The organism is Brevibacillus halotolerans (assembly GCF_026891775.1).
Taxonomy (GTDB): Bacteria; Bacillota; Bacilli; order Brevibacillales; family Brevibacillaceae; genus Brevibacillus_B; species Brevibacillus_B halotolerans.
On the sequence record NZ_JAPTNK010000003.1, the window covers coordinates 298,835 to 320,665 of the forward strand.

The 21,831-nt window shown below is 39.9% G+C and carries 21 protein-coding genes and 1 riboswitch; of the genes, 1 reads left to right on the forward strand and 20 read right to left on the reverse strand.

Annotated features, from left to right (window positions below; translation table 11 throughout):
- Positions 1–353 precede the first annotated feature (353 nt).
- Positions 354–1,100 (reverse strand): YebC/PmpR family DNA-binding transcriptional regulator, encoded by a 747-nt coding sequence (locus O0550_RS06305; protein ID WP_003340575.1) that lies wholly within the window; start codon positions 1,098–1,100, stop codon positions 354–356.
- A gap of 179 nt (positions 1,101–1,279) precedes the next feature.
- On the opposite strand from O0550_RS06305, the gene O0550_RS06310 reads away from it, so the two are divergent.
- The gene (locus tag O0550_RS06310) at positions 1,280–1,669 is read left to right on the forward strand and encodes a YflT domain-containing protein (RefSeq protein WP_003340577.1); all 390 of its coding nucleotides are present in this window, start codon (positions 1,280–1,282) and stop codon (positions 1,667–1,669) included.
- A gap of 75 nt (positions 1,670–1,744) precedes the next feature.
- On the opposite strand, the gene O0550_RS06315 is transcribed toward O0550_RS06310, so the two are convergent.
- The 19 genes from O0550_RS06315 to O0550_RS06405 all read right to left on the reverse strand — a co-directional run bounded on the left by O0550_RS06315 (position 1,745) and on the right by O0550_RS06405 (position 21,627).
- The gene (locus O0550_RS06315) at positions 1,745–2,044 is read right to left on the reverse strand and encodes a DUF1292 domain-containing protein (RefSeq protein WP_003335979.1); all 300 of its coding nucleotides are present in this window, start codon (positions 2,042–2,044) and stop codon (positions 1,745–1,747) included.
- A gap of 260 nt (positions 2,045–2,304) precedes the next feature.
- Complete coding sequence (locus O0550_RS06320; protein WP_003335978.1) at positions 2,305–2,496, reverse strand: hypothetical protein; 192 nt, start codon at positions 2,494–2,496, stop codon at positions 2,305–2,307.
- Positions 2,497–2,562: 66 nt separating this feature from the next.
- Positions 2,563–3,432 (reverse strand): ABC transporter permease, encoded by an 870-nt coding sequence (locus O0550_RS06325; protein WP_121474487.1) that lies wholly within the window; start codon positions 3,430–3,432, stop codon positions 2,563–2,565.
- Complete coding sequence (locus O0550_RS06330; RefSeq protein ID WP_003335975.1) at positions 3,432–4,358, reverse strand: ABC transporter ATP-binding protein; 927 nt, start codon at positions 4,356–4,358, stop codon at positions 3,432–3,434. Before O0550_RS06330 ends, O0550_RS06325 begins: the two co-directional genes overlap by 1 nt.
- Positions 4,358–6,661: a hypothetical protein gene (locus O0550_RS06335; protein WP_258425849.1), complete on the reverse strand. Its 2,304-nt coding sequence runs from the start codon at positions 6,659–6,661 to the stop codon at positions 4,358–4,360. The genes O0550_RS06330 and O0550_RS06335 overlap by 1 nt, the downstream gene beginning before the upstream one ends.
- Before the next feature lie 14 nt (positions 6,662–6,675).
- On the reverse strand, positions 6,676–7,776 hold the full coding sequence (locus O0550_RS06340; protein ID WP_258425850.1) for a TolB family protein: 1,101 nt from the start codon (positions 7,774–7,776) through the stop codon (positions 6,676–6,678).
- Complete coding sequence (locus O0550_RS06345) at positions 7,766–8,341, reverse strand: RNA polymerase sigma factor (protein ID WP_003335972.1); 576 nt, start codon at positions 8,339–8,341, stop codon at positions 7,766–7,768. The genes O0550_RS06340 and O0550_RS06345 overlap by 11 nt, the downstream gene beginning before the upstream one ends.
- A 213-nt stretch (positions 8,342–8,554) precedes the next feature.
- On the reverse strand, positions 8,555–9,052 hold the full coding sequence (locus O0550_RS06350) for a dihydrofolate reductase (protein WP_258425851.1): 498 nt from the start codon (positions 9,050–9,052) through the stop codon (positions 8,555–8,557).
- Positions 9,052–9,837, reverse strand: coding sequence for a thymidylate synthase (locus tag O0550_RS06355; RefSeq protein WP_258425852.1), 786 nt, complete (start codon positions 9,835–9,837; stop codon positions 9,052–9,054). The genes O0550_RS06350 and O0550_RS06355 overlap by 1 nt, the downstream gene beginning before the upstream one ends.
- Positions 9,838–10,249: 412 nt before the next feature.
- Positions 10,250–11,056 carry a nickel import ATP-binding protein NikE gene (gene nikE, locus O0550_RS06360; protein ID WP_258425853.1) on the reverse strand — a complete coding sequence of 269 codons (807 nt, stop codon included), beginning with the start codon at positions 11,054–11,056 and terminating at the stop codon, positions 10,250–10,252.
- Between the two features lie 17 nt (positions 11,057–11,073).
- Positions 11,074–12,042 carry an ABC transporter ATP-binding protein gene (locus O0550_RS06365; RefSeq protein WP_258425854.1) on the reverse strand — a complete coding sequence of 323 codons (969 nt, stop codon included), beginning with the start codon at positions 12,040–12,042 and terminating at the stop codon, positions 11,074–11,076.
- A 16-nt stretch (positions 12,043–12,058) separates the two neighbouring features.
- Positions 12,059–12,889: a nickel ABC transporter permease subunit NikC gene (nikC, locus tag O0550_RS06370; RefSeq protein ID WP_258425855.1), complete on the reverse strand. Its 831-nt coding sequence runs from the start codon at positions 12,887–12,889 to the stop codon at positions 12,059–12,061.
- A gap of 2 nt (positions 12,890–12,891) precedes the next feature.
- Positions 12,892–13,830 (reverse strand): nickel ABC transporter permease, encoded by a 939-nt coding sequence (nikB, locus tag O0550_RS06375; protein ID WP_258425856.1) that lies wholly within the window; start codon positions 13,828–13,830, stop codon positions 12,892–12,894.
- Between the two features lie 35 nt (positions 13,831–13,865).
- Positions 13,866–15,497 (reverse strand): nickel ABC transporter substrate-binding protein, encoded by a 1,632-nt coding sequence (nikA, locus tag O0550_RS06380; protein ID WP_258425857.1) that lies wholly within the window; start codon positions 15,495–15,497, stop codon positions 13,866–13,868.
- Between the two features lie 158 nt (positions 15,498–15,655).
- A riboswitch (cobalamin riboswitch) is annotated at positions 15,656–15,843 on the reverse strand.
- Positions 15,844–16,119: 276 nt separating this feature from the next.
- The gene (locus tag O0550_RS06385; RefSeq protein ID WP_258425858.1) at positions 16,120–16,743 is read right to left on the reverse strand and encodes a nitroreductase family protein; all 624 of its coding nucleotides are present in this window, start codon (positions 16,741–16,743) and stop codon (positions 16,120–16,122) included.
- 246 nt (positions 16,744–16,989) lie between these two features.
- Entirely contained in the window at positions 16,990–17,376 is a 387-nt protein-coding gene (locus O0550_RS06390; protein WP_003335960.1) for a DoxX family protein, read from the reverse strand.
- A gap of 106 nt (positions 17,377–17,482) precedes the next feature.
- Positions 17,483–17,974, reverse strand: coding sequence for a MarR family winged helix-turn-helix transcriptional regulator (locus tag O0550_RS06395; RefSeq protein ID WP_258425859.1), 492 nt, complete (start codon positions 17,972–17,974; stop codon positions 17,483–17,485).
- 707 nt (positions 17,975–18,681) lie between these two features.
- The gene (locus tag O0550_RS06400; RefSeq protein ID WP_003340610.1) at positions 18,682–19,881 is read right to left on the reverse strand and encodes a flagellin N-terminal helical domain-containing protein; all 1,200 of its coding nucleotides are present in this window, start codon (positions 19,879–19,881) and stop codon (positions 18,682–18,684) included.
- A 612-nt stretch (positions 19,882–20,493) separates the two neighbouring features.
- The gene (locus O0550_RS06405) at positions 20,494–21,627 is read right to left on the reverse strand and encodes a flagellin N-terminal helical domain-containing protein (RefSeq protein ID WP_003340614.1); all 1,134 of its coding nucleotides are present in this window, start codon (positions 21,625–21,627) and stop codon (positions 20,494–20,496) included.
- Positions 21,628–21,831 lie beyond the last annotated feature (204 nt).

Here is a 21,831-nt window from a genome sequence, read left to right on the forward strand (position 1 = left end):
CTATTTTATCTCATTTCATAAAAAGAAAAAACTCTTTTACATGAAAGCTCTTACATAGTTGCTACTATACATGTATTTTACTTGTTGTTCCACCGTAACAAACTTACATACAAAGAAAAGTTCACCTTTCCTATTGCTTTTCCCTATTCTTCTAGAAAAATAACCATCTTTATCCCTTTCTAACAAAGGTAACGTTCTTCCTGCTTTTTTATATGTATTTTTTTGCAACCTAGCTCTTATAAAAGGTAAAGCTTTTACGTAACAGGCTACTTCCTAAAAACAACAGGAACATTCGTTCGTTTCTTATAGATAAATACAGCCACCCTGCCGTTTGGACAAGATGGCTGAAAGACTTAGCCTTGAATACGTTCCAGCTCTTCTTTATCAATGTCGTAATTCGCATACACATTTTGTACGTCGTCATTTTCTTCAAATGCTTCCATCATCTTCAGGATTTTTTCAGCATCTTCACCTGAGATTTTCACAGTGTTTTGTGGAATCCACTGTATCTCAGCATTAGTAAATTTATAACCCTCTGTTTCCAATGCATGTTTTACTTGCTCTAACTCGTGGGGATGCGTAATGACTTCGAATTCTTCCTCTGTCACGATTAAATCCTCTGCACCCGCCTCTAGGGCTTGCATCAGCATTGTATCTTCATCAACCTCGAATTCTTCGCGGTCAATAACAATTACACCTTTACGGTCAAACATGAAGCTTACAGATCCTGTTTCCCCCATGTTTCCACCACGTTTACCAAAAATAGCTCGTACATCAGCGGCTGTACGATTACGATTATCAGACAAGCATTCTACGATCACAGCTACTCCGCCTGGAGCATAGCCTTCATAACGGATTTCTTCGTAATTATCCCCTTGACCACTGTCTGTCGCTTTTTTAATCGCACGCTCAATATTGTCATTGGGCATATTAATAGCTCGTGCATTGGCAATAATTGCTTTTAGTTTCAGGTTTGCAGTGGGGTCAGGTCCGCCGTTTTTAGCTTCTACAAATATTTGACGAGCTAACTTAACATATTGATTGTTTTTCTTTTGATCGGCTGCACCTTTTTTTCCTGCAAATAACTTAAACTTTGGCATCTGAAACTCTCCTCACCAGAAATGTCTGCTTGGGTATGAAATAATAATTTATTGTAGCAAAGAATAGCGATTCATACAAGGCTGGCTCGTCTGATTGCCACAAAGATGGCAAGGGTAAAGACATAATTACGGGGTAAGCTAGATAGTGAACCCATACCTATTTGCGAGGAGGATGAGCCGTGCTAAGTGCAACGAAACCGTTTATAAAGCTGCATAAGTATGACGAGCATCTGGTTGCTGACATTGAGGCACTTAATTCATCTGGATATGCTAAAGATGACATTTATGTATTAAAATGGAATCCTGATAAGAATCATTCAAATCAACGCGACAATTTTTACAAATACAGTACACATTTTGAAAAAGCAAAAGGCCATATCGACACCAAAGCTAACTTTTTTGATAACGGTGGGAAGGAATTACGTTCAAAGCTCGAACATATTGGACTAACCAAAGACGAAGCCTCTGCCCTAGTTAGGGAACTGGAAGAGACAGATAAAACCTGCATTTTGGCTGTGCATGATTTAAAAGATAATATTATTGAAATGAATACGCAATATAATCAATAGGGTGCTTTAAACAGCAAGAAACCCGGAGTAAAGGTAGCTCCGGGTTTGATTTATCACATTTTTTACATGTTTTTTTTACTCGTGCGTACGGTCAATCAGCTCGATGCCTTCCATTGTTTCATGCAATTTCGCATGAGCAGCCTCTTCCTCTTCTTCTAGCAATGGTACTAGTTCTCCATCTTCAATACCAAATACATAAATATCGATTTCGCCTTCTTCATCGATCTCGTCTTCCTCGGTTGCTTCTGTAAGTGCAACAAATTGCTTGTTATTTAATTCAAACATCGCGATTACTTCAAAATCGCCCATTTCTTCGCCATTTTCATCATCTAGTGTGATGATATCACCTAAAACCAAATCTTTTTCATTTTCCATGTGTATATGCCTCCTGCTTTTGTTCGCTTAGGTTATGTATCGTCGTCCATTCAGACAGCAACTCATATGTTTGGTATGGGCTTACATAACAGGGTAGATGCTAGCTCAATTAGCTAATCCCATCTATATCCAGTGTTCCCCTACACCTTTCTTAGCATACCCTGCTTTTTAGGAAAAGTCTATGAGAAGTTCTAAAACATAAAGACCGTCTCCTTCTAAGAAGAACGGTCTCCTTCATGTATCTACTGTTTCGAGGTAAACTAATCAGCCTCGTAAGGGATCTCTTCAATGACTCCCTTTTCAATCAAAAAGGCTTCCTCAGCTTCCAAAATGGTAATAATTTCTTGACGTCCTACTTTCATGCCGCCTTCAGCCAGTTTTCTTTCTACGAATTGCAGCATCTCTTCATAGTCTAACACTTGTACATCTTGTTGATTATTTTGCTGTCCCATGGTTATACCCCCCTGCATTCTCTCAGCCATTCTTTGGGTAGTATAGCATGAATCCACCAAGCTAGGCTATTCACTAGTGCCCTCACTCATGCCCTCTTGTTTTCGAGACCATGGACGGCGCACTGGCTTTAACAAATAAGCAGACCAGCATAATAAACCTATACTGAGCACTAGATAAAAGCTAGCGAAATATCCCCAATAAAAATCATCGTTGCTTGACATAGAAGAAAACATGGTCATGCCTAGAATACGTGACCCGACTATACATGGATTAATATAGGTGAGCCACTTTAGTAGGAAAAAGTTTTCTATCCCATTCATTTCGGGATACCAGTAACGCATGATCGCTACCAAAAAGTACAAGAGAAACCCCGTACCTACCACAAAGAAAAAGGCAATACCATATGCAATAATCGTACTAACCCCAGTACGTTTAACCCATGTTGAACAAAAGATTCCTAACGAACCAAAAAACAGGATATTGATAGCAAAGAAGAGAATGATACTAAAAATTTGGGATGGTGATACTCCACCGTATAAGAATACAAAACTGTATAACGGCAGAGAAGCCATAATTAAGAGAAACATAAAGGACAATGATGTAACCAGCTTGCTCAATATAATCCGTCGTGGCGATAATTGAGTGGTTAATAGGATATTCAGGGTTTGTCTTTCCCTTTCACCGCTGATTGTCCCTGCTGCTAATGCCGGCGCAATAAAACAAATCAAGGCATAATGCAGAGCTGACATAGCAAAAAATAGATCATCTCCCTCTCCTAAAAAAAACGTGGACGTTTTCTCCATGATAGTTAAATATCCCAGCAAAACAGCACCAAAGACCATTAGATAGCTAAACAGAATCCAGATCGACCTTTTCGAACGAAATCTCTCACGCAATTCTTTCGAAATAAGCGGATTACCAAAAAAGTGCCCCATCAGTTACCCACCCCTTCCGTTATCGCTAAGAACACATCTTCTAGGTTTTCCTGCGAGTCTGCGAAGTGTGTTACAGGGATGTTTGCCTGTATTAACTGCTGTAGTAAAATAACCTTCTCTTCCGGTGTACCTGTAAAGTGAAACCGAAAATGACTGTTTTTATTATCTAAGCGTCTCACAAAAGGAGAGGCTTGAAGGATTCGTTCTGCAAGCTCCACGTTCCCCAATGTCTTTACCTGCATAATAGAGATACCGCGTGTCTCCGTGCTTACCTCGTTAACCGCTCCATTTGCAATAAGCTGGCCTTTTTCAATGACGCCGATCTCATCGCAAAGCTCTGCTAGCTCAGGCAGGATATGTGAGCTAATCAGGATTGTTTTGCCCATTCCTTGTAATTTCTTTAAGATTTCTCGCATTTCGATACGTGCTCGTGGGTCCAACCCTGAAGCAGGCTCATCCAAAATAAGAATTTCTGGACTATGAACCAAGCAACGGGCTAAGCCGAGACGCTGTTTCATTCCGCGTGACAAATGATCCACATAAGCATCAGCTTTGTTACTGAGATTAACTAAATCCAACAGATCAGCAATCAAATTAGAACGGTTTCGGGCTGGAATATTATATGCCCTTGCATAAAAATCAAGGTATTCGGTTGCTTTTAAATTATCATAAACACCAAAAAAGTCAGGCATGTAGCCTAGGAGCTGTTTAACCTCCCTCGGCTCCTTCTCTACATCATATCCGCCAACATAAGCTTTTCCACTGGTAGCTGGCAGGAGGGTAGCTAGAATCATCATCGTTGTACTTTTGCCCGCACCATTTGGCCCAATAAACCCATAAACGCTTCCCTTTTGAATGGACAGGTTCACATTCTTTAGGGCTTCAAATTTCCCATATCGTTTGGAGAGATTCTGCGTCTGTATCATTATTGTTTCTCCTTTCCTTCCAACTGGAAGACAGGCTGTGGAATGGAGACAGGTGAATCTCCTTCATAAATAAATCTGATCAAAATAAAACCTTCCGAATTGATATATTCTTTCGGATTGTCTTTTAGCTCTAATGCGCTACTACTGTCAAGGATTTTCCACTCACGAGAAGCGGCATGATACACTGCTTTCTTCACAAAGCGATAAGCCAAATTGTCTAGAGGGGCCGTCACTCTTGTGATGTCCACATTGGCTGGTACTTGTAATCCGTACGTTACTTTTCCATTAAACATAGTAACACCATCGTGATCATCTCTATTTACTTTGCCTTCCGTACTAAGAATCTGAACCCCTAGTGTCCCATATGGATACGTGATGTGACTGGTTTGCGCATCTTTTAACAAAATGGGTTGTTGAACAAAGCTTAGATAGTCTTGCATGATTCCTTGTTCAGATGTAGTAAAGACCTGATAGGGGCTATTGCTTACACCTATCAAAGTCAATCCGTTAGCATTGCTTAGCCCTTGCAGTGAACTTTCGTACAAAATAGCCTTTTCCCGCTCGTTTTGCGTAGGATATGTCGCGTCTTCAACTGAGAAATCTTGTGTATAAAATGGCTTCACTTCTTCATTTATTTGCTTGGTTTCCCCTTTAGCAAGAGAGCCTAGCTCCATTCTTCGATTTCCCATTGTCAGATACAGCTCTTGATAATCAAAAACACTCTTGTTTGTTATGGTTCCTTTGATATGCTCCTGCTCGAACACTAAATCAGCTTGTAATTGGCCAACATCTTTAACTAAACCTCCCCCATTAATCGGCTTTTGCGCCATATACGGGATATGAGTTAAGGTTGTTTGAAATTGACCACGATCGTTTTGTCGAATGGTATAGGTTGATTTGTTTTTATTTCGTTCTGTGTATTGCAAAAGATTTCCTGGAACGATAATCCCATCTTTTGTGTCTAAGGTCACTTCTCCACCAGAACGTTTCAACACAGTTGCATCCGATTTTAAAATCGCTAAATCTGGTCGAATCGAGATAATTTGGTTTACTGTATAAAGCTTATCATTTGGAGCTATTAAATTCTTTCCAAAAGAAAGGGCTCCAACACTAACCACGAGGGCTGATACCGGGATAATTCCCCACGCCCAGTCTCTACGGTCCCTACGTTTTAACAGCACATACAGGATAGGACCAATCAATAGTACATAACCGATCCAAATGAAAAATAGCACGGAAGCAGACGGCAGACGAACATCAGGAATGTGCTGTGCCATATTATAATAGTTAGGATTTCGATTCAGATAAGGAAAACGCACTTGGCTATTTAGTGCATATTGGGAGACTAGCTTACTCCAAAGCTGACGGTTGAATTCCCATGAGGCCAGTGGCTGTGCATTGACATCATAGTTAGCAAAAAACAACTTTCCTAAGCCCACCTTTTGGGTCGAAAACAGTGGCAATGACTTGTTATACAACGCTATCTGTTGAATAGGCAAAGCTGATTTTTTACTGATCTCGGTAAAGCTAGACAAATCCTTAGTGATTCCCGGCTGCTTGGTTAAAGCCGGCATCCACTCTTTAAAAGCATCTAGTATTTCTGGAGGAGTGGAAGCAGATAACAAAATGTTCCCTCCAGCATATACCCATTCTTTTATTTTCTTTATCTGTTCTGAAGGTAAGCTGCTTGCTGAAATATCTCCAATTACTAGCATATTGATATTACTTAGTACATGAGCTTCAGTGGGTAGCTCTTCTGGTCTTACATTGCTGACCAGCATACTGCTCCAGGTAGCCTCCTTTCTCGGAGCAGCTTCTTGATTACTGTCTTTAGCACCCTCTTGTCTTACTTGGTTTAAGAATTGCATACTATTTTCGTGTTGATCGAGGACAACAACCGTTACTTGATCCGATTGCTTTTCTCTAATTTGATAGTTTGGTTTTACCTTTGCAAGCAAGTGTTTGCCTTGATAAAATTCCAGTCGTAATGCCTCGCTATTATTGATGATCTCTTCACTTGGTAGGTCGAAGAAAACATGCTTCGTTTCCCCTTTTTGAACCGTAATCTCTTTTACATAAGGAAGAGCCTCCTTTGAATGAGGCGTTTCACTTGCAAACCGCAGTTCACCCGAGACGGCATCACCGTTATTTGTAATATCTGCATGAACGCGAATTAAATTATCCTGGCTTGTTATATCAGCAAACGGAATCTTCGTTTTCATTTCAATTCTGTCCGCCGCATACGAAACAGGAAGTTGAAATCCCATGAAAGCGAGTGCAATCGCTACCAGCCATTTCCACATATATTTTCCTCCTATTATTGTAAATCAAGCGGCGTAAACATAAACCCTTGTTGATCAGAGTTGACAATTAATAGATGCTTTCCATCACTCGTCCATTCAGCCCTTTTTACTGATTCCTTCTCGATACCTGCTGGAAGCTTTACTTTTTTCCAGTTTTTAATAGATTCATCCATTGTACCCATTAGCATGACGCCATCTGGAGAAAGAATCGTAAGCTGCTTAGCTGAAAACCACGAGGGAGAGCTGCCTTTTACTTTTTCCTTGATTTCTCCCGTCTGGCGATCATAAATACAAACCTCTCCATTTTGTTCAAACGAGAGATAACGACCATTGTGCGACCAAGCCGGCTTTGAACCGTCCGCTACCTTCTCTTTACCAAAGGAACGCAGATTGGTTACCCAAATCTCAGGTTTATCCTGCTTATATGCTGTATAAGCTAAAAATTCATCTTTAGGATCAAATGCAGGGTCAATCACCGGACGATTCTCCTGCTCCAATAATAGTCTCGGAGCATAGCTTTTTTGTTTACTCTTATTAAGCTGTAAAATCCACAATTTCCCTTTCTCCTGGCTGTTTTCCGTCAGCGCCAGCTTTGTACCTGTAGAATTCCATGCTATGGAGTCATATGTTCCAATTTGTTGTGGAAGCTCAATAGGGGTATCTATGTCACTGTCAAATCCACTTATGATGTGCAGCTTATTATCGGCTTGCAAATAGGCGACTTGTAAATCAGAAGATAGCACTGCCGAATCAGTGGATAGCTTAGGAATATTGATGGATGACTTTGAAATAGCAAGATCAACATCTGCCTGAGCAACATTTACGTATAAAAAGGCAGCCAAAGCAATTGTTCCAATCCCGCCTAGCATATACCAGCCTCTTTTTCGATTGATCCTCTTTTGATCATTGTGCTTTATTTCTTCCTGGCGAATTACCGTCAGTTGCGGTTGTTTTTGCCCTTGCATTTGCTCCATTAATTTACGTTTCAAATCTTCTTTTAATCGATAGTTAACAGGAACCGCCTTACGCATATCACTTAAATGTGACAAGAGTTCAACCACGGTCTGTTCATGATCATTTATCTGATCTGATGCATTGCGTAGATCATCCTTCATGGCGATCACCTTCCTCATAAAAACTCTGCAAGACTTTTATTCCGCGGTGAGAGATCATCTTAACGGACGATTCACTTTTACCTAGCACTTCAGCAACCTGGGAAATCTTTAGATCAGCGAAGAAACGTAGCGTCAAAACATCACGCTGATCCTGCGATAACATATTTAACCTAGTTCGTAATAAAGTCATTTCTTCTTTAGATAAAACACGCAATTCAGGTTGATACTCATCATCTGCCTCAATAAACAATAATTCTTCTGCTTCAGTCGGGTATTCACGTACCTTACGAACAAAATCAATAAACGTATTATGAGCGATACGAAAAATCCAAGATGCAAACGGGCTTCGACGGCTATATTGGTCAAATTTTTCCAGAGCCTTTAAAAATACGCTGGTTGTCAAGTCGTCTGCATCCCACGAACTATGTACTCGACATCGTAAATAGCGATTGACCCGATCAAAATATTCATCATATAACTCTGGGAAATCTCTCGCCTCATAGTAATCAGTCTCTATCGCAACAGACGGATTTTCCTTACCGTCCTGCTTTACGGCCATTACCATCCCTCTTCCTCCACACTGTTTGTTTCTACTCCAATTGACGCATCATATCTGAAAAAGGTCACAGCCATAAATAAAAAAAGTGCAAAATATGCATTTTTTCTTATACATAAGCAAAAAAAAACAAACACACAGAAAAAAAACATCTTTGTTCCCGATCAAATACTGGGAGCAAAGATGTTTTGGCAGTTGACATTGCTTGGGATAGTCCCCAAACTATTTACAATTCGTTACACTCCGAACATATATTTGGAACTCATACTGATATGGATTCTCTTCGTTTTGTACACCTGGTGTCACTTCAACTAATGCCCATTCAGATTCATCAAAGGCTGGAAAAAAGGCATCTCCCTCGAATTCCTGCCCAATCTTCGTAATGTACATTTTGCTAGTGTAAGGCAATAATAGCTTATAAATTTCCGCCCCACCAATAATAAAGGCTTCTTCTTTATGATCAATCAGGGACAGAACTTCTTCGATCGAATGAGCGATTTCACAGCCATCCGCCTTATAGTTTTCCTGTGTCGTCAGCACGATATTGCGCCGATTAGGCAAAGGCTTTCCAATTGATTCGTAGGTTTTACGCCCCATGATGATAGCATGACTAGTGGTAATGCGTCGAAAATACTTGAGATCCTCTGGCAATCGCCATGGGAGCTGGTTATCTCTGCCAATAACACGATTCTGCCCCATAGCAAAAATGCTTGATAGCACTAAACAGCCACCTCCATGGCAATTTTCGGCTGATGCTTATAATCGATTAATTTCACATCATCCGGTGTAAAATCATAAAAATCGGTGATCTCCGGGTTAATCCAGAAGGTAGGAGCAGGATAGGCCTCTCTTGTTAATTGGGTACGCAAGCCTTCGAAATGATTTTCGTAGATATGTGCATTGTTAATATAATGCTGGAATTTCCCTGGTTTCAGCCCTGTGACCTGCGCAATCATATGAATAAGCACGGCATACTGGGTAGTATTAAACGGAATGCCTAACCCCATATCACCGCTACGCTGTACAAGCGTACAGTTTAAATAATCGTCCGCAACATCCCACATGGTTTGAAACGCACATGGCTGCAAGGCCATTTCTTCTAAATCATTCATATCCCATAAACTAATAATATGTCGGCGCCCTTGAGGATCGTTTTTTAGGCCATCAATCAGCTTGTCTATCTGTTTGTGTTTAGCAACTTGATAACCATATGCTTTCCCGATCGTTCCGTCCTCTTTGGCCCATTCATCCCAAACACGTACGCCCATATCTTGTAAGAGTCTCACATCATTGCTTTGATGCTTATAAATCCATAGCAATTCCTTAACTGCTGTTTTAAATGCAACAAATTTAGTTGTTAAAATCGGAAATTCTTTTTGCAAATCATAGCTTAACAGCTTACCAAATAGCTTTTTTGTAGGGATTCCTGTCCGATTGTTATCATAGTATCCGTTTTCTAAAATATCTTCCACTAATGCAAGGTATTGTATATCTGCTTGACTCATCTTGTTCACGTCCTTCTTACAAACTCTAAGACAGTATATCGAAACATTCCGTTCTTGAAAAGCTTTTCGCTCAATACACTTTTGTGTTACAAAACTAGCAAAAAAACTACTACATGATTACCAAATGGCGGGATTGCAATGCTTCTAGCTAGAAAGACCTTGCTCCTTAGCCTTGTGCAGTCTGAAATAGATAGTAGTCTAAATATTCAAAAATCAACTAATTACAGGTGTGCCGTAAGTGAATGAAAGAGAGTTTCCACCTTCTGTTGTAAAAGGAAAGGATACAAATTCTTTCCCCCTTTTCCAAAAAGTGCGTTCGAAAAATAAGGGGATACATTTGACTTTTACCTACTCTGAAACTCTCTTAGATTTCTGGACCGTTCAACAGCTTCTGTCCCATCCCCTCAAACACCTAAGCTTTAAGCTTAGAGAATCCTGGATATGGATATAACACAGAAGACATGATTTTTTGGGAAACAGGATGTTTTAATCGTTCAAGCTGCTCCATATCATCTACCCATTCAACAATCTCACCTTTATACATGACCCCTATACAATCCGCGATATAATTGATCGCCTGTAAGTCATGTGAGATAAACAGATAGGAAAGCTGAAACTCTTCTTTTAATTCTGCTAAAAGGTGTAAGATTTGTACCTGAGTAAGAGCATCTAAAGCGCTTACAGCCTCATCAAGTATAATCAGCTTCGGTCTTAGTGCAATCGCTCTAGCGATATTGATTCTCTGTAATTGCCCTCCGCTGAACTGGTGTGGATATTTATGCATATCTTCCGGAGCTAAGCCTACGATCTCCAAAAGCTCCTGTATTTTCTGTCTTTCTTGAGTATCTGTTCGTTGTTCGTAATTTCGTAAGGGTTCAGCGATAATCTCTCTAATCGTTAATCGTGGATTTACAGCGCTATAACAATCCTGAAAGACAACCTGTAAATCCCGCCGTACCTCTCTTAATTCTTTTTCTTTTAGACGATAAAGGTCCTTTCCCTGAAACCAGACCACTCCCTGATCAGGTTTTTCAAGTCCCAAAATAATTTTGCCAAGAGTGCTCTTTCCTGCTCCGCTTTCTCCCACTAGTCCTAAACATATCCCTTCTTCCAGAGTGAAAGAGACATCTTTAACAGCTTCTACCGTTTTCCCCTTCCTCCAAACAGAATTTCCTAGTGAATATGTTTTCTTTATGTTTGTAAGCGTAAGCAGACTCACTCTTCATTCAGCCACCTTTATCGTAATTTTACACATCGTACCAGATGATCTTGTTCATATTCTTTCCATTCAAGCTTTTTCGTTGCACAGATGTGGTCTGCATTCTCGCATCGGTCTAAGAACGGGCAGATATCCTCTCTATTTAGCGGTTTAGGGAGTGACATGCTAACACGGTTAATCCCCTTCCTCCTGCTCGTTACTCCAAGTCTGGCTTGTAACAGGACACGGGTATAGGGGTGCATCGGGCGATTAAATAATGTAGATGCCGGTGCCTTTTCAACAATATAGCCAGCATACATGACAGCTACTTCATCAGCTAGCTGAGCAATGACCCCCAAATCGTGTGAAACTAATAAAATACCTGTATTATATTCTTTTCTTATATGATCCAACTGTCTCAAAATCTGAAGTTGATTCGTCGCATCGAGGGCTGTCGTTGGCTCGTCCGCGATAAGAATCGTGGGCTGTAAAGACATCGTGATTGCAATCATTACACGCTGGAGCATACCGCCGCTTAACTGAAATGGATATTGCTTCAATACATTCTCTGGATTTGGCAAGTCCATTTTTTCCAGATGCTTCAAAGCCATTTTGTGTGCTTGTCGCTTGGTAATAGGCAGATGAGTTCTAAGTGTTTCTATAAAATGTCTGCCAATTGTACGTACAGGATTAAAGGCAGTCATCGGATTTTGCATAATAAAAGCGATCTCGCTACCGCGTATTTTTCTTACCTCTTCTTCTGAACAGGTTAGCAAATCTTTATTGCAAAATGTGATGCTCCCTTCGACCACCTTTGCCTGTTCAGGCAAAAGATGTAATAAAGACATGCATGTCATCGTTTTACCTGATCCGCTTTCTCCAACCAGTCCAAACACTTTTCCAGCCTCTATTTCAAAGCTTACCTCATTGACAGTCTGAGTCACCCCATGCGGTGTTGATACAACTATATGTAAATTGTTAACAGTTAAAATGGGGTGCTGTGCCATCCTCTGATCCTCCCTTCTAGTTTCTTTTTAGGTCTAAGGCATCCCTCAAGGCTTCTCCGAACAGGTTGAAAGCGATCACGACAAGTAAGATCATCATCCCTGGATACAGCATCAAGGAAGGGTTATTTCTAAAAAACGGTTTACTGTCATTGATCATCATTCCCCACTCCGCTCCTGGCGGCTGTATGCCAAGGCCCAGAAATGAGAGACCAGAAATAGCTAAAACAACTCCTCCAATGTCCATAAAAGCTAAAACGACCACCTGCGATACAATGGTGGGTAAGATATGCTTTAGAACAATGACCAGCTTTGGTGTTCCGCACACTTTTGCTGCTAAGATAAAGGGTTGCTCCTTCACACTAAGAACCATTCCTCGAATGATTCGCGCATAAAACACCCATTGGACAAGCACCATGGCAAAAATCATATTCCCCAGACCGGGTCCGAGGATTCCAATCAAAGCTAATGACAGAAGCAAGCTTGGAAAAGCCATGAAAATATCACAAATTCGCATGAACAGATAATCAACCCAACCACCTCTATAGCCTGCAAAAATCCCAACTGGAAGACTAATTAGCATGGTAAATCCCATGACAAAAAAAGCTGTCCCCAGTGAGGTTCGTGTTCCATAGATCAGTCGAGACCATATACATCTGCCTAAATGATCTGTCCCTAACGGAAACTTCGAGGAAGGGCCTTGTAGCTTTTGCGTGATATCAACTAGATTCGGATCATTTGGAGACAAAAAAGGAGCAAACAGAGCCAATAGTATCATGAGGATGATAATCATGCTGCAAATGATCATGAGCTTTTGCGACAGTAGCTTTTGCTTCAATTTTTTCAACACACTTATTGCTCTCCTTCCCATTTTATCCGGGGATCTAGGAAAGCATATGCAATATCCACAAGGAGATTGCAGACGACAAAGATCACACCCATAAACAATAAACAGCTCTGAACCATCGGATAATCACGGTGTAAAATAGAAGTGACAAACAAGGAGCCTATACCAGGCCATGCAAAGACGGTCTCAACAATTACGGCTCCGCTTAGCATGTTTCCAATGCTCATGCCAAGTCCAGTTAACACAGGTAATAAGGATTTTTTAAACACATGTCTACCAATGATTAGACTTTCTCGCAGCCCTCGCGCTCTCGCATACACGACAAATGGCTCATTCAAATTTTCTAGCATACTGGTGCGAAGCAAGCGCATGTACGTACCTATATAAGGAAAAGCCAATGTCAGGGCCGGAAGCACTAGATGGGCAAAAGTTCCCCTTCCCAATACGGGAAATAAATCTAACTTTACCGATAAAAAATAGATGAATAGAAATCCGAGCCAAAAAGCAGGCATCGAGACGCTTACAAAGGCAAGCATCCTGCTAACCTGATCAATTAATTTCCCCTTGTAAAGGGCAGAAAACATTCCTAAAGGTAAACTAATAAAAATAATCAGGAGCAATGAAGCACATGCAAGTTGCAGCGTTGGGGAGAAATGGAGAATAATTTCATCCCATATAGATTTCTTCGACACATAAGAAACCCCTAAATCCAATTGAACCACTTTTCCTAACCAATTTACATACTGGATATACAGGGGCTTGTCCAGCCCTAGCTCTGCTCGAAGGGAAGCCACTGCCTCATCTGTTGGAGGAATATGTGACGCCCTCAAGTAAGCTACGGCCGGATCCCCAGGTGTTAAGTGGAGCAGAATAAAAGTGATCAGAGAAATTCCCAATAATATTGGCAGTAAACTTGTGAGACGTTTAACAATAAACCAACCCATTTACTACTCCTTTGCCGTTTTTACATAACCCCACTTCACTTCATATCAATGGTAGTGAAAGGAACTTCATATTCTTGAGGCAAGAAATGAACCCCGCTCAGATTTTTATGATAGACCGCTATATTAGATTGATAAGATATTGGTAAGTAAGCAGCCTGTTCGTGCAATGTTGTTAAAATATCTGTATAAAGCATCTTTCTGTGTGCTTCATCTGTACTTACTAATACTTCCTTGATTTTTTTATCTAATTCTTTCTTGCCTGGTAGCCCTGATAGAGCTTTGTAATCCGGACTGCCACCTTCCGAAGGTGTTGTGATAGCAGATAAATAGGAATGTGGATCAAATGGAACACCCCAGCTTGCCGTAAATAATAAATCAAAGCTGCCTTCATTGGCTGTAGCCCAAAAATCCTCTTCTTCCTTACTTGTCAGCTTCATATCTATCCCTAATTTTCTAAACTCACCTTGGGTATATTCTGCGATCGCCTTCTGGATGTTGTCTGAGCTAATAAACATCAGCTCCAATTGTAGCGGTTTTCCAGCCTTCTCTCTAAATGGTTTGCCATTTACTTGTTTCCAGCCCGCTTCATCCAACAATTGTTTCGCTTTTTCTTCATCGTGTTCATACGGTTTTACATCAATCTTCGTATATGGAATGGTAGGTGCAAATAACGTATCAGCTTTTCTTTCTGTGCCGTAAAAGATATGATCGATGACAGCCTGCTTATCAAAGGCATGCTGAATAGCTAGACGTAAGTTACGCTCTTTGAGAGCTTCTCTGTTCGTATTAAAGAGTAACGCCCTTGTAGCCGTAGGTTCTGATAGTTTGGTTTCATATTTTCCCGAATCCTTCAGAAACCGGAACGAATCCTGGCTTATGACTCCGTTCCCAAAAATCAAATCAATGTCCTTCTTCTCAAAAGCGAGAACTCTCGATTCACCGTCAGGTATGACTTTAACAATCACCTTATCGACTTTCGGTTTCTCGCCCCAATACTTCTCGTTTCTTGTAAAGACAGCCCTTTCATTTTTCTTATATTCGCTTAGTACCCATGGACCTGTCCCAATCTGTGACTTGAGCCCGTCTTTAAATGTGTTTTGGCTATCAGGAAAGGCAGCTTCTCCTACAAATCGTAAAGGTCTGATGTACGTAAGCTCCTGAAGAGTTGGGTAATATGGCTTGTTCAAAATTAATTTAAACGTAAAATCGTCCACTACCTCAGTACTTTTAATTTGATTTATTAATTCCATCCATTCATGTTGGGGAGCATTAGCTAAAACCGTATCGAAATTTTTCTTCACGATTGTAGCATTAAACGGCGATCCATCCGAAAATGTAACATCTTTTCTTAGATGAAACACATACTCTTTTCCATCCTTCGATACATCCCAGCTTTGGGCCAGCCACGGTTTAAGCTCCCCGCCTTCACCGTAGTAAACGAGAGATTCATATACCATAGCTTGTGAGAACCATTGATTCGGAAAATAGGTATGAGGATTTACGTCTCCGATATCTCCAGACCAGGAAAACGTAAGAACTTTTGAACTATCTTGAGTTGCTCTATTTTCTCCTTCTTTTGTTGTGTTACCACAGCCAGCGATAATGATTGTTAGCAGCGCTACTAGTCCAACAAAAGAAGTAATAAATGCAGACCGTTTCAAATACATTTTTATCACCTTTTATATAATTTAATTATTCTAAAAATGTTAAAAAACAAAAAAACATTACCAACCAGATTAAAAAGGTCAGAAATGCCTATCGTTTATGAACACATCACATCGGTCTTTTAGCATTCAAAACACCTCCCTATCTCCCCGTAGGTCTAACAGCATTTCTAGAATAGGCAGGTCTTCTGACTTGGGTTCATCATCTCCATGCGTCTTCCCAGATATGATCCAGTGACATATTTGCATAAGACTCCCCCTTACAGCGGCGGGACCGTGCCGGATTTACACCGGCTTCCCTTTTAAGTATCCGTTATGAAACAAATACACCTATTCCACTACCATATGTAGTTTTTCCTTGGAAATATTCACTTTATATCCTTATTTTGAAAGTAGGACAAAAAGTTTACCTAGAACAAATTATATTCGTTATTCCACGTTTACGCTATATGAAATTAAAGCCCTTCTATAATTCCACTCATAAGATGGAACACTTTTGTCCAGAAAGGCTTAAGAGGATGCATCTAGGATCAGGTTCATCTATAAAAAGCGCCAATTCCTCTATAGTAAAAAAACATTGCCACAGCATGTCCCATTAACAGCTTTAGCAATGTTTTCATAGAAATCACATACCATTGTAGCTTACAAACTCTCCGTTCGGCTTACGATAGCCGCGTGGACGTTGGCTTGAGAGCTTTTCTTTTCCGATAGTAATCATCATGACTGTTTCATATCCATCAGGAATTTCTAAAATTTCCTTAATAGCACCTGGATCAAATCCAATCATTGGGCACGTATCCCAACCTTTATCTTTCGCAGATAGCATGAACAGCATCGCAGAAAGGCTTGCATTACGAATGGCTTCTTCCTTCATAAAGGATTCACCCTTACCCTCATATATCCCCGTCACAGTCTCAACGGTACGATCTAGCTCTTGTTTACTCAAAATTCCGAGATGATGCATTCCCTCGTTTATTTTTTCCACTGCTTGATAAGCGTAACGATTGCCCAACACCAATATGACCGCTGAAGCTGAATGCACCTTATACTGCTTGCAGGATTCATAAATTTTTTCTTTCAAGGCTGGATCCGTTACGACAAGATAATGTGTATGCTGAAGATTAAAAGCAGAAGGAGCATATTTAGCCAAAGTAAAGATCTCTTCAAGCTCGGGTCGGGTAATTTCTACCCCTTCAACGAAATTATTTGCGGAACGTCGACTTTTCACTAGGCTTGTAAATTCACTCATGTAAACTCCCTCATCTCATGTATGTATCGAAATTGTTACAGGGGAGGAGAAAAAGCGTTTTCTCTACACTAACTCGCTCCCCTTGCTTTTTGTACCGAATTCATTCTGCTTTTCTTTGTCAGTTCTTTTCTAATCACACTTATTTAGACCTATAATTGCGGCATAGTTTACGTTATCCCTCATTATCATACAATAGAGTACGTGAATCTGGATACCTTTCTTTTCAGGTCCGTCCTTAGGCAAAACTTATGCAAATAATACATATGCACCTGGACCAATCAACGCAACGCCGATAGCTACCGCTAGCAATACCAGATTGTATTCCATACCGTTCTGAGTAATCCACAATCCATTTTTTCCATGTACAGTAAAGATAGCGATCAGCATAGTAACAGCGATTAATGCTCCACCTACCCAAGTAAACACACCAGATGCAAAGAGCAATCCTCCAACAATCTCACTGGCTCCTGCCATGAAAGCCATTAACAAGCCGGGTTTCACACCGATTGATTCTAACCAACCCGCTGTTCCCTTTAAGCCATGCCCACCAAACCATCCAAATAATTTCTGTGTACCATGACCAATAAATAAAAGTCCCACAACTAATCGAATAAGTAAAAGTCCTGCATTCATTTTCTTTTTCCTCCTCAGGAATATGTTTTATTTTAAGTATCTTTAATTAAAGATATATGAGAAAGATGGATAATATGTTTCTTTTTATTATCGCATCTGTTTTCAGCTACTTATCTACAAAATTCATTTCGGCTGACTTCCCTAGCTTTTTTAACAAGGTGATGGTAATCTCTTTTTCTTCAGGAGACAGTCCACTCATTGCTTCTGCTAGCTTTTCTCGATGCTTTGGAAAAATCTCTTGGAGAAATTGCTCTCCTTCTTGTGTTAATTCCGCATAGATCACGCGTCGATCATTCGGACAGGGCTTACGAAGCAAATAACCTTTTTTTTCTAGCTTATCAACCACATAAGTAATATTTCCGCTAGAGATTAAAATCTTATCTCCAATTTGCTGTAGAGGCTGTCTTCCTTTATGAAATAACAATTCTAGCACGCCAAATTCAGTCGGATTTAATCTATATTCTCGAATATCCTTCTGAACATGAGCAGACGTCCAGTTAAAGGCACGAGATAAGACAACGAACAAATGGAGAGATTGCTCTTGAGCTTTATTAACATCCGTAATCATGTCCGTTTGCTTTCCCTGTTTGTCCTGCATTTTGTTCTCTCCTTTCCTTTATTATTTTATCTTACCTTTTACAAAAAATAATTCAACATGTCTCACTTTTAAATATCTTAAATTTGAGATATATGAAGCATACCCTATTTTTTTTGCGTTGTCAACTAGTAAACTAAAAATATATGAAAATCAACAATGTGGTGGCTGGAGCTGGTTATATCATCATTATTACACAATATCATCATTACTACACAATCAAAATTTACTAACTGGAAGCCTTATCAGCTTTGGTTACAAACAGCTTTTGGACAAGAATCTCCTCTTCTTTTCGTCCAAACATTAGCCCATACAATGGTCTTAAATCCATTTCCAAATCGCACAGTGCTAGTATCTCTCCAGCCCTTAGCAATGGGTTGCTCTACATAAGGAAAGAGCAGGAGGTATGTCTTTACCCACGGCAAATCCACAGGCGAGGAAAAGCAATGCCAGTCTTCCAGCTCCCCTAGTTCTTTTGTTCTTTTGTTCTTTTGTTCTTTTGTTCTTTTTATATAGTCATTCTCCGTTACAACATCGCTAAACTCTTTTAGATGGTAATAAGACTGCTTACAGGATTATCTTGTTCACGGTAAAAAATTTTTTTCTAGCAAATAAATCCCGTATACTTTGGGTCATTTAAGGTACCCATTTTCAACAAGAAAAGACCTAACTGAATTGTTAGGTCTCCTCTTATCATTATCATCGTTAGATTAACGAAGTAATTGAAGTACGCCTTGAGGCTGTTGGTTAGCTTGTGCAAGCATGGCTTGAGCTGCTTGAGTAAGAATGTTGTTTTTCGTGAAGTCCATCATTTCTTTCGCCATATCAACGTCACGGATACGAGATTCAGCAGCTGTCAAGTTCTCTGCAGTTGCTCCCAAGTTGTTGATAGTGTGCTCTAGACGGTTTTGGTTTGCACCTAGTTTAGAGCGCTCTTCGGATACTTTGTTAAGAGCGTTGTTGATGGTTGTGATTGCTTTGTCTGCTGCTTTTTGTGTAGAGATATCAACACCTTTAGTGTCATCAATTTCAGTTGCTTTAGTAGCAGTCACTTCTGCTGGAGAAGTTGTTGCACTTGTTCCTTTAGCTACACCAGTCAAGTCTCCACCAGCTTTAACACTCACTGTCAATCCTGCTTGCTTTAAAGCATCAAAAACTTCTTGTTTTGTAGCTGTGATATCACCGGCTTTGTGTTTAGTTGGGTCAGCATCTGTTTTATCAGCAGCAGCTTGTTTCAAAGTAATAGTAATGTTTCCATCCTTGTCAACAGATGCGGAAGTTTTATCCACACCATCTCCAGTTTTATCTTGAGCAGTAGTGAAGGAGATTTTAATATCTTCTCCAGATTTATTAGTGACAATGATATCGCCTAAAAGCTCTGAATCTACACCTTTTAAGCCTGCAACTCCAAGTTCTTTATTGCTCATGTTATTAATGCTCAATTTAATGTTTTGACCTTGGTTAGCACCGATATGGAACGTTTTGTCATCAAAAGTTCCATCCAATACCTTTTGGTTGTTGAACTCTGTGTCTGTAGAAATACGTTTGATTTCTTTAGACAGTTCATTTACTTCTGCTTGGAGTTTCTCACGGTCAACGCCTTCGTTTGTGTCAGAAGATGCTTGAACTGCTAGTTCACGCATACGTTGTAGGATACTGTGTGTTTCAGTCAAGGCACCCTCAGCTGTTTGGATCAAAGAAATACCATCTTGAGCATTTTTAGAAGCCATTTCTAGACCGCGGATTTGTCCACGCATTTTTTCGGAGATTGCAAGACCAGCTGCATCATCACCTGCACGGTTGATGCGAAGACCAGAAGACAATTTCTCTAAGTTTTTACCAGATGCTCCAGTGTTTACACCTAGTTGACGGTGCGTGTTAAGTGCTGATACGTTGTGATTGATTCTCATGTTCCTTACCTCCGTGTTTTTACTTTTTTAACCATCCATGTTGTTCAAGATGTTGTTGTGTTGCTCTATTTTGAAATAGAATTGTTTCAAAATGGCAACTTCTTTAGTCTCCCAATCGGCTAATAGTAGCGCTACCCTTAGCATGCATGGTTCAGATAAAAACCAAGATTTAGGTGACTATTATTAGTATCGGATATTCATCATAAAATTTTACAGTTCATTAAAAGTTTTTTTATTCATATTTTTCCAACGTTAAGTTGAGAAGTTTTATTTTAGTAGAAAGTAGGTTAGCTTTTATAATGAAATTTCAGCAATTCATACAGGTTTACCATCAACTAATACTTGATTCAAAAACGTAACAAAAAATAGAAATATCGATTACAGGACTTTTTATCACTACAATATATTGCATCCAAAGAGTTGGGGAATGCTCTGATATCTCCCGGAGAAAAGGTACATCGAACTAGTTCAGTTCGTATTATCTCTTCTCCAAAGAATACTTTTAGATAATTTAATATCTTATTTTCCTCTTTTATTAAGAACTACCCTTTTGAGCAAAAAGAAAGACCTAACTGAATCGTTAGGTCTTTTCTTATCATTATCATCGTTAGATTAACGAAGTAATTGAAGTACGCCTTGAGGCTGTTGGTTAGCTTGTGCAAGCATGGCTTGAGCTGCTTGAGTAAGAATGTTGTTTTTCGTGAAGTCCATCATTTCTTTTGCCATATCAACGTCACGGATACGAGATTCAGCAGCTGTCAAGTTCTCAGCAGTTGCTCCCAAGTTGTTGATAGTGTGCTCTAGACGGTTTTGGTTCGCACCTAGTTTAGAGCGCTCTTCGGATACTTTGTTAAGAGCGTTGTTGATGGTTGTGATTGCTTTGTCTGCTGCTTTTTGAGTGGAGATGTTAACACCTTTGGTGTCATCCGCCACCCCTGCATCTGCTTTCTGATCAGCAATTGTTCCTTTTACTACTTCGTTCATTTTTGTTTCATCTTTAGCAACTACATCAAGACCTGCTTTTTTCAGAGCATCCATTACATCTTGTTTCGTACCTGTACCTTCTGTACCATCGCTTTTTAATGTAACTGTATATTCATTTGGGTTAGTTAGTTTAGCAGAGGTTTCTGTCGCAGCAGTAGTAGTAGGGTCACTAAATTTAATTGTAATATCAGCGCCCTCTCTATTTTTTACAGTTAGTTCAATATTTGCAAGATCAGTTTCTTTGTAATTACCATTCACACCAAGCTCTGAGTTGCTCATGTCGTTGATGCTTAATTTAATGTTTTGTCCTTGGTTAGCACCGATATGGAACGTTTTGTCATCAAAAGATCCATCCAATACTTTTTGGTTGTTGAACTCAGTGTCTGTAGAAATACGTTTAATTTCTTTAGACAGTTCATCAACCTCTGCTTGAAGTTTTTGACGGTCTACGCCTTCGTTAGTGTCAGAAGATGCTTGAACTGCTAGTTCACGCATACGTTGTAGGATGCTGTGTGTTTCAGTTAATGCACCCTCAGCAGTTTGGATCAAAGAGATACCGTCTTGCGCATTTTTAGAAGCCATTTCTAAACCGCGGATTTGACCACGCATTTTTTCGGAGATTGCTAGACCTGCTGCGTCATCACCTGCACGGTTGATACGAAGACCAGAAGACAATTTCTCTAGGTTTTTACCTGATGCGCCAGTGTTTACACCTAATTGACGGTGTGTGTTTAGTGCTGATACGTTGTGATTGATTCTCATAATTTGTTACCTCCCTGTTTTTCATTTTTTTAACCATCCATTTGTTCTAGATGATATTGTGTTGCTTTGTTTTGAAATAAAGTTGTTTCAAAATGGCAACTTCTTTAGTCTCCTAAACGGCTAATGGTAACGCTACCATTAGTATGCATCGCTCAGATAAAACCTAAGATTTAGGTGACTATGATTAGTATCGGATTACATCAC